Genomic DNA, 229 nt, shown 5'->3' on the forward strand with positions numbered 1-229 from the left:
GCTCCCCGTGCCGGCCGTGCCCGAGTTCATCGCCCTCCCAGTCGGCCGTCGAGAGGACGGCGACGGCTACGACCTGCGCCTGTTCGGCACTCAAGTCCTGGTCGTGGGCGCCACCGGTTCCGGGAAGGGCTCTGTGATTTGGTCCGTGGTCCGCTCGCTGGCCGCCGGGGTCGCCTCCGGGCTCGTGCAGATCTGGGGCCTGGACCCGAAGGGCGGTATGGAACTCGGC

General features: G+C 71.2%; 1 pseudogene. It reads left to right on the top strand.

The features are described from left to right. Positions 1 to 103 precede the first annotated feature (103 nt). Positions 104 to 229: pseudogene (locus tag ACNAW0_RS30975) on the top strand (hypothetical protein); the annotation flags it as partial.

The sequence above is a fragment of the Micromonospora sp. SL1-18 genome (assembly GCF_047921505.1).
GTDB lineage: Bacteria > Actinomycetota > Actinomycetes > Mycobacteriales > Micromonosporaceae > Micromonospora.